The sequence below is a fragment of the Microcystis sp. M169S2 genome, from assembly GCF_020245865.1.
Classification (GTDB): domain Bacteria; phylum Cyanobacteriota; class Cyanobacteriia; order Cyanobacteriales; family Microcystaceae; genus Microcystis; species Microcystis ichthyoblabe_A.
Genome location: NZ_JADBUB010000122.1, coordinates 1 through 7,695 on the forward strand (window position 1 = coordinate 1; position 7,695 = coordinate 7,695).

Consider the following 7,695-nt stretch of genomic DNA (forward strand, 5'->3'; position numbering starts at 1 on the left):
CAGACATGGCTTTTTTTCTCCCCTCGCTCTACGGCACTCACTGCTTTCTGTCTTAAATCATCACTATAGGGTGCTGCCATGAAAGCTTCTCCTCATTTCTTTTTCTCTATTATGTCCTAACTATCCCGCTCTTTGCTATATGGCTCAAAAATTTTTTTCCCTAAACCCTTGTGTGTTTTAGCTAAGGGTGCTATGATTGTTAATCGTGGAATTAATGGGTCGGTGCCCGAGTGGTTAATGGGGGCGGACTGTAAATCCGTTGGCTACGCCTACGCTGGTTCGAATCCGGCCCGGCCCACCACGATCAATGCCCGTGTAGCTCAGTGGTAGAGCACACCCTTGGTAAGGGTGAGGTCATGAGTTCAATCCTCATCACGGGCTTTCTCTTCCCTGCTCATTCTCAATCAGCCGTTGGCGGATGAGATTAAGTAGGGCTTGCTGAATAAATCTAAAAACCTTGTTGGATAATATTTTTAGGCTTTTTTGAAATCAAAAAGTACCGGCCATTGGAGGGATCGGGGGGGAAATTTAGGGACTTTTTCCCTGAAAATTAGGTAATTGACCCCCTGAAAATGGGTAAAACCCTACACCCTACACCCCACACCCCACACCCTACCTCCACCGAAAAACTTTTTGCCGCAAACCCTAAGTAAGTCTTCAGCACTATGGCGTTAACATAAGTTCTCCCCTAGCCCAATTAGACATCGATCGCCTAAAATAGTCAAAATTAACTTATTTGTTGGCTCATGTCTCCTCTCGACAACATCGCTAAACTGTCTCACCTCACCCGCACAGATGTCCAGAAAAATTGGTGGATCGCTACAGCAGCGGGAAAACCAATTCAACCCGTCACCCTTAATGAAAAACAATACATTATTTGGCCAGCCGGCAGACAAATTCAATATCTAACTCAAAAAATTATTGTCCCCGAACATTTAGCCGGTTATCCTTTGGCGGGAATGGAACTTAGATTAATCTTAACTTGGTGGGCGGAAGATGTCAAAATTTATATTAATAATCAATTTATCCAAGCGGGAGATCTCTTTGATTCTTCCACCCGCATTTTACTTTCCAACTCGGTCTCTACTGGTCAAGAAATCGTTGTTACTCTCCGTTTAGTCAGTCCCAATCATGATATTGGTGGTTTGATGAAATCAGAGTTAATCTATGAATATAGCCAAGCGATCGATCCTGGTTTTGTTGCTGATGAATTAACCATTCTTCATAATTATCTACAAACTTTTTATCCTGAAAACTTAGCTATTTTTAACGCTACTCTCGATAATATTGACTGGGATAATGTCACCAACAAAGATAAATTTAATCAATCCCTAGAATCAATTCGTCAATCCCTGCAACCCCTCGCTAAACCTCTCAAAGAACGCAGTTTTCATCTTCTCGGCCACGCACATTTAGATATGGCTTGGTTGTGGCCATTGGCAGAAACTTGGCAAGTGGCAAAAAACACTTTTATCTCGGTTTTAAACCTGCAAAAAGATTTTCCTGTCCTCATATTTGGTCATTCTAGTCCCCTAATTTACGAATGGATAGAAAAACATCATCCTGACCTGTTTGAAGCAATTCTAGAGGCATATAAAGGGCAATCTTGGGAACTTTTGGGCGGGATGTGGGTAGAACCAGAAGTCAATTTAATCTCTGGAGAATCCCTATTTCGACAACTACTTTATGGACAAAAATATTTTCAAGAAAAATTTGGGCAAATCACTGAAACTGCTTGGCTGCCGGATACCTTTGGGTTTCCCTACCAATTGCCACAAATTCTTAAATCCTTTGGCATCAAATACTTTGTAACCGGGAAACTACATTGGAATGATACGACTAAATTTCCCCACGGTTTTTTCTGGTGGCAATCTCCCGATGGCAGTAAAATTCTTTCCCTAATGTCTCCTCCTAATGTTGCCGGAGTTATGGATACTAACCCAATTATTATGATCGATCATGCTCTCAATTGGGAACAGCAAACCGGCTTAAAAGATATTTTTTGGTTGCCCGGAGTTGGCGACCATGGCGGCGGTCCGACTCGTGATATGTTAGAAGTGGCCCAACGTTGGCAAACATCTCCTTTTTTCCCCCAGTTAAAATTTAGCCAAGCAACAACTTATCTGGACAGTCTGGAGACAAGTAATCTCCCTATCTGGGATGATGAATTATATCTAGAATTCCATCGGGGTTGTTATACTACCCACGCTGACCAAAAGGCTTATAATCGTTACTGTGAAATCCTCTTGTATCAAGGAGAATTATGGTCTTCTCTGGCTAATATTTTACTAGAGATTCCCTATCCGAAAGTCGAGATAGAATCCGCTTGGAAAAAGGTTTTATTAAATCAGTTTCATGATGTACTGCCGGGTACTTCGATCCCCGAAGTATTTAGGGATGCCAATCAGTTATGGCGGCAAGTTATCAGCACAGGTGAAGCAATTTTAGATCAAGCTTTACAGGCAATTGCTAATCAAATTAATTTGCCTAATCCCCCCCATCCCCAAGCAAAGCCTTTTCTAGTTTTTAATTCTCTTAACTGGGAAAGAACCCAGGTTATCTCTTTAGCAATAGAATCTGTCAATTGTTCGGTTTATGACTTGAATAATTGTCTTTGTCTTTCGCAATTATCCCACGACAATCAGCTATTATTTCTCGCTGAAAATATTCCTTCTGTGGGTTATAAGTTATTTTGGTTAGTTGCCAATCAGCAAGCAGCCGAGCAAAATTTAACTAACTGCCAATTTATTTTAGATAATGGAATGCTTAAAGTTACCATTAACTCGGAAACGGGAGATATAGATAGTATATTTGATATAATTAATCAAAAAGAAATCCTGCAAGCTGCTGGTAATCAATTACAGGCATTTAAAGATCAAGGACAATATTGGGACGCTTGGAATATCGATCCGAATTATCAACAATATACCTTACCTAAAACAGTATTAAAATCGATCGAATGCTTAGAATGTGGTCCCTTGCGCTGGCAGATTCGCGTGATCAGAAGTTTAGCTGATTCGCAATTTTGTCAAGATTATATCTTAGAAAAAGATTCCCCTATTCTCCAGATTAAAAATATTGTTAATTGGCAGCAAGAACATACTTTAGTAAAAACCGCTTTTCCTCTTACCCTAAACAGCGATTTTACCACCTATGAAATTGCCTGTGGTGCGATCGAGCGTTCCCACCAACCAGAATCGCCAAAATGGGAAGTTTACGCCCATAAATGGGCGGATTTAACCGATACAGAGGCAAACTATGGGGTAAGTCTTTTAAATAATAATAAATATGGCTATGATGCTACTAACCAGCAACTGCGATTAACTCTGTTGAGAAGTCCCCGCTGGCCAGATCCCGAGGCGGATCTGGGTAAACAAGAATTTACCTATGCAATATATCCCCATCAAGGTAACTGGAAAATGGCGAAAACTGTCCATCATGCTTGGCAGTTAAACTTACCTGTCAACGTTATTTTTATTAATAATTCTTCTCGATCAACCCAGTTGCCACCCGTGGCACAATGGTTAAAATTCTCAGCCGATAACTTAATTTTAATGAGTTTCAAACAAAGTGAAACAGCCTCTCGGGGTTGGGTAATGCGCGTTTATGAATGTCAGGGAGAAAACGCTGTTATTGATTGGCAAAATCAATTACAATTAACAATAAAAGAATCGATCGATGGTTTAGAAAGAGCGATCGATCCTATGGAGCAAATTTCTCCTTGGCAGATAGCCACATGGTTATTAAAGAATTAATCTTCGTGATCTTCAAAAGGATCGCTTAATTCTGCTGCCGGCGGTCCAAAAGCGGTATAAAGAGCTAAAGCGGTAATTCCTACCAAAGCGGCAGCGATCGAAACACCCAAAATTGTTGCAGTTTCCATAGAATAAAATTTGCTTAGATACAGTCTGTATCTTATCTTAACAAAATATAACCGATCTCGCAGCCGATAGCGATCGCTAATCTGGCCGGTTGCATTGCTGTTATCTCATGCCCGATAATGCTGAAAGGATCGACTCAATAGCGATCAAACTAAACCAGAAAAATTATTATGAAGAAACTCCTACAGGGACTAGAAAAGTTCCAGAGTGGTTATTTTGATGAACATCGGCAATTATTTGAGCAACTCTCCCACGGACAAAAACCGAGAATCCTGTTTATCACCTGTTCCGATTCCAGGATCGATCCTAACCTAATTACCCAAGCGGAGGTGGGGGAATTATTCGTAATTCGTAATGCGGGAAATATAATTCCTCCCTACGGAGCAACCAATGGTGGTGAGGGTGCATCTATAGAATATGCTATCAACGCTCTCGGCATCGAGCAAGTGATTATCTGCGGTCACTCCCATTGTGGAGCGATGAAAGGTTTGTTAAAATTGCAGAGTCTGGCCGATGAAATGCCTTTAGTTTACGATTGGTTAAAACAAGCAGAAGCTACTCGACGTTTAGTTAAGGATAATTACAAAGAATTAGAAGGAGAAGAACTGATCGAGGTGACAGTAGCAGAAAATGTTCTCAATCAGTTAAGTAATTTGCAAAGCTATCCAATTATTCGTTCCCGATTACATCAGGGTAAATTATCTCTACACGGTTGGATTTTTCGGATTGAAACCGGCGAAATTTTAGCCTACGATCCCATCCTACACGATTTTGTCGCTCCCCATAGTAAAATCACCCATCCCGAACCAGAAGACAATTTACCCTCTAGTCGTCATCTTCCCAATAGTCATCCCTTCAAGATTTCTGAGGATTATATCAGGACTCACGCGGAGGTAAAAAAAGCGACTCCTGCGGTTAATACTGTGGCCAAAAAGAATGGCTCCTCAACCCAAAAACCGGGCTATACTTATTTAGAACCCTCCCAAGCTGATCGCATTTATCGCGGTTCGAGAAGTTAATTAGGGATTACAGAAATTCTCTAGAGATGTGCTTATTAACGTCTCTAGAGTGGCAATTAAACGATAACTGCTATACTCCTCTATGGCTTCCCCAAAAGATTTTATTAGTCCCGTCAATTCCGAGCAAGAGTTAGTCTATCCTTTTCGGAACTATCTTAACTATCTGCACGCAAAATACTCTGATTTACAGACGGGTCATATCGCCGATTATATTCCGGAATTAGCCCTAGCAGCTCCAGAATGGTTTGGTATTTCTGTAATTAGCACTGATGGTCAGATTTTTGAGGTGGGAGACTGTCAGCAAACCTTTACGGTACAATCAATTTCTAAAGCTTTTGTCTTTGGATTAGCTCTAGAAGATCACGGAAGAGAATACGTTAATAGTAAAGTCGGTGTTGAACCCACCGGAGAAGCTTTTAACTCGATTATTCTCGATGAAAAAACCAATCGTCCCTATAATCCTATGGTTAATGCTGGTGCGATCGCTACTACGGATTTAATCACCGGACAGAATGCCACGGAAAGGCTAAAACGTATTTTAGAAATGTTTAAACGCTATACCGGCAGGGATCACGAGATTAATGTCCCCGTTTTTCTCTCGGAAAAATCCACCGGCAATCGCAATCGGGCCATGGCCTATCTAATGCTAAATTTTGGCATGGTTAGCGATAAAATTGAAGAAACCCTCGATCTTTACTGTCAACAATGCGCCATTCTCGTCCATGCTCACGATTTAGCTCTGATGGCTGCTACCTTAGCTAATGGGGGTGTCAACCCAATCACAGGAATACGGGCGATCGATGAACACTACGTTCAAGATGTGATCAGTGTTATGCTTACCTGTGGAATGTACGACGCTTCGGGAGAATGGGCCTATCGGGTAGGATTACCGGCAAAAAGCGGTGTCGGGGGCGGAATTACGGCAGTAGTTCCCCATCAGTTGGGAATTGGGACTTTTTCGCCCCTTTTAGATGAAAAAGGCAACAGCATCAGAGGAGTGAAAATTTGTCAAGATATTTCAGAGGATTTTGGTTTACATTTATTCAATGTGGCTAAACCAGAACGAGATTTAAAAACATGGCTTGAAGGCAATAGTTGATCCCACACCCCACACCCCACACCCCACACCCCACACCCCACACCCCACACCCCACACCCTGCCCCCAGGAAAAACTTTTTGCCGCAAACCCTACTTAACTGTCCCCAGCAAGAGCGCCTACCAACCCTGGGAAATTAATTTGGCCAGAGGTCTGTGGAAAAAAATGTCATAAACCTCTTGACAAAAGCAGTGGGTTGTGTGTAATATAAATATTGTGTGAGGAGTATAAGTTCAGCATAAGAGGAACCTTTGGGGTCGAAACACGGCAAGACTCCCAGAGGTTCTTCTTTTTCACTCCCTTATTGGCTCAAAGTCAGCCATAAAATCAGGTTTTACCCGATCGCTAGTTTTTTCTCAATTTATCCCTTCTAGGTCTGTTTGGCTCTTCTAGGTTCTGTGTGATAAGTTTAACTTACTCTATGATCGATCAATCTTTGTGTCCTTTGTGTCTTTGTGGTTCCTTCCACTCGCTCGCCAGCAGGACTGTATCTTAGAATACATTTTGCCCACCCAACCTAAGAGAGCCTCTGTTTTTGTTTACCAAGAGCAACAGGTCAAAATTTTGCCGAAGAAACTGCACAAGAGAAGTGTAATTGCTCGTAAAATTGGGAATTAAGTACAAGGGCAATCCTATGGCAGATAACAATAACGGTAACGGTGGCTTATTCGTCGTCGGGGTTTTAGTGGGCAGTGCGATCGGAGTAGTGACGGGTTTATTAGTAGCGCCCAGATCTGGAAAAGAAACCCGTCGAATTCTGCAAAAATCCGCGCGGGCTTTGCCTGAATTAGCCGAAGATCTGACCACGACGATGCAATTGCAGGCCGATCGCCTATCGGAATCGGCCCGGCGTAATTGGGATGATACTTTAATCAGATTAAAAGAGGCGGTGACAGCTGGAATCGAAGCTAGTCAAAGTCTAGCCACCGACAATCCCTCCCCTGACTCGCAAGAATCTCGCCAAGGCGATAATCAACACTCGAATCACTATTAAATGACCGAACCTATTTTCTGGCTAGGATGTTCTTTACTGCTAGTCGCCGTTAGTTTAACGGCGGTTTTCATCGCCGCTTTACCTGCCCTGCAAGAGTTAGCCCGGGCAGCCCGCAGTGCCGAAAAATTATTCGATACCCTCCATCGGGAATTTCCCCCGACTCTAGAGGCAATTCGCCTGACAGGGGCGGAAATCAGCGAATTAACCGACAATATCGATGAAGGGGTCAAAAGTACCCGCCAAGTTGTCCAAGGAGTCGATCGCAGTCTCGGTAGTGCTAAAGCTGGTCTCAGCAAGCTCGATCGTGGCAGCCGTCGCCTCTTGATCGGTTTTAAAGTCGCTTGGAATACTTGGAAACGCAGTTAAGGAGATGGGGAATTATGAATTATAAATTATGAATTATGAATTATGAATTGGGAAATGGGGGAGTGGGGAGATAGGAGAATTTCAACTAATACCCCAAAACCCTCAAACCCCAACTCCCTAAAACCCCAACTCTCAACTCCTAACCCCACCAACAAACTTTTTCAGCAAACCCTAAATAGGGTTTGCTGAAAAAGTAGGGGCGAAGCATTCGGATAGAAAATCTACGGTTTCACCGATAAGTTATTGTCCGAATGCTTCGCCCCTACAGGACGCGGAACCATGAAGACGCAAGGTTTTGAAGCACGATTCTCTCAGAATCTTGCACCTGTTTCGGGAGA

At 42.6% G+C, this 7,695-nt stretch carries 7 protein-coding genes and 2 tRNA genes; 8 read left to right on the top strand and 1 reads right to left on the bottom strand.

The features are described from left to right. The first annotated feature begins 216 nt into the window (after positions 1-216). The 3 genes from IM485_RS12875 to IM485_RS12885 all read left to right on the top strand — a co-directional run bounded on the left by IM485_RS12875 (position 217) and on the right by IM485_RS12885 (position 3,755). A tRNA-Tyr gene (locus IM485_RS12875) sits at positions 217-301 on the top strand. An 8-nt stretch (positions 302-309) separates the two neighbouring features. After that, a tRNA-Thr gene (locus tag IM485_RS12880) sits at positions 310-381 on the top strand. A 365-nt stretch (positions 382-746) separates the two neighbouring features. Then, positions 747-3,755 (top strand): alpha-mannosidase, encoded by a 3,009-nt coding sequence (locus IM485_RS12885; protein WP_287743516.1) that lies wholly within the window; start codon positions 747-749, stop codon positions 3,753-3,755. Here IM485_RS12885 and psbN read toward each other — a convergent pair. Further along, positions 3,752-3,883 carry a photosystem II reaction center protein PsbN gene (psbN, locus tag IM485_RS12890; RefSeq protein WP_002736132.1) on the bottom strand — a complete coding sequence of 44 codons (132 nt, stop codon included), beginning with the start codon at positions 3,881-3,883 and terminating at the stop codon, positions 3,752-3,754. The genes IM485_RS12885 and psbN overlap by 4 nt on opposite strands. A gap of 168 nt (positions 3,884-4,051) precedes the next feature. On the opposite strand from psbN, the gene IM485_RS12895 reads away from it, so the two are divergent. The 5 genes from IM485_RS12895 (at position 4,052) to IM485_RS12915 (ending at position 7,357) form a co-directional block, all read left to right on the top strand. Beyond that, positions 4,052-4,900, top strand: a complete 849-nt coding sequence (locus IM485_RS12895; RefSeq protein WP_287743519.1) for a carbonic anhydrase — start codon at positions 4,052-4,054, stop codon at positions 4,898-4,900. A gap of 82 nt (positions 4,901-4,982) precedes the next feature. Continuing rightward, complete coding sequence (gene glsA, locus IM485_RS12900; RefSeq protein ID WP_002736106.1) at positions 4,983-5,999, top strand: glutaminase A; 1,017 nt, start codon at positions 4,983-4,985, stop codon at positions 5,997-5,999. After that, positions 5,983-6,171, top strand: coding sequence for a hypothetical protein (locus IM485_RS12905; protein ID WP_287743522.1), 189 nt, complete (start codon positions 5,983-5,985; stop codon positions 6,169-6,171). The genes glsA and IM485_RS12905 overlap by 17 nt, the downstream gene beginning before the upstream one ends. 460 nt (positions 6,172-6,631) lie before the next feature. Next, positions 6,632-6,991, top strand: a complete 360-nt coding sequence (locus tag IM485_RS12910; RefSeq protein WP_104395580.1) for a YtxH domain-containing protein — start codon at positions 6,632-6,634, stop codon at positions 6,989-6,991. Continuing rightward, entirely contained in the window at positions 6,992-7,357 is a 366-nt protein-coding gene (locus IM485_RS12915; protein ID WP_002735843.1) for a hypothetical protein, read from the top strand. It abuts the gene before it with no gap. Positions 7,358-7,695: the final 338 nt, after the last annotated feature.

Bases quoted from the DNA above. Each gene is read 5' to 3' on its own strand.
- IM485_RS12895 (WP_287743519.1), top strand. From the start codon at position 4,052: ATGAAGAAACTCCTACAGGGACTAGAAAAGTTCCAGAGTGGTTATTTT.
- IM485_RS12910 (WP_104395580.1), top strand. From the start codon at position 6,632: ATGGCAGATAACAATAACGGTAACGGTGGCTTATTCGTCGTCGGGGTT.
- IM485_RS12915 (WP_002735843.1), top strand. From the start codon at position 6,992: ATGACCGAACCTATTTTCTGGCTAGGATGTTCTTTACTGCTAGTCGCC.
- psbN (WP_002736132.1), bottom strand. From the start codon at position 3,883: ATGGAAACTGCAACAATTTTGGGTGTTTCGATCGCTGCCGCTTTGGTA.
- glsA (WP_002736106.1), top strand. From the start codon at position 4,983: ATGGCTTCCCCAAAAGATTTTATTAGTCCCGTCAATTCCGAGCAAGAG.
- IM485_RS12885 (WP_287743516.1), top strand. From the start codon at position 747: ATGTCTCCTCTCGACAACATCGCTAAACTGTCTCACCTCACCCGCACA.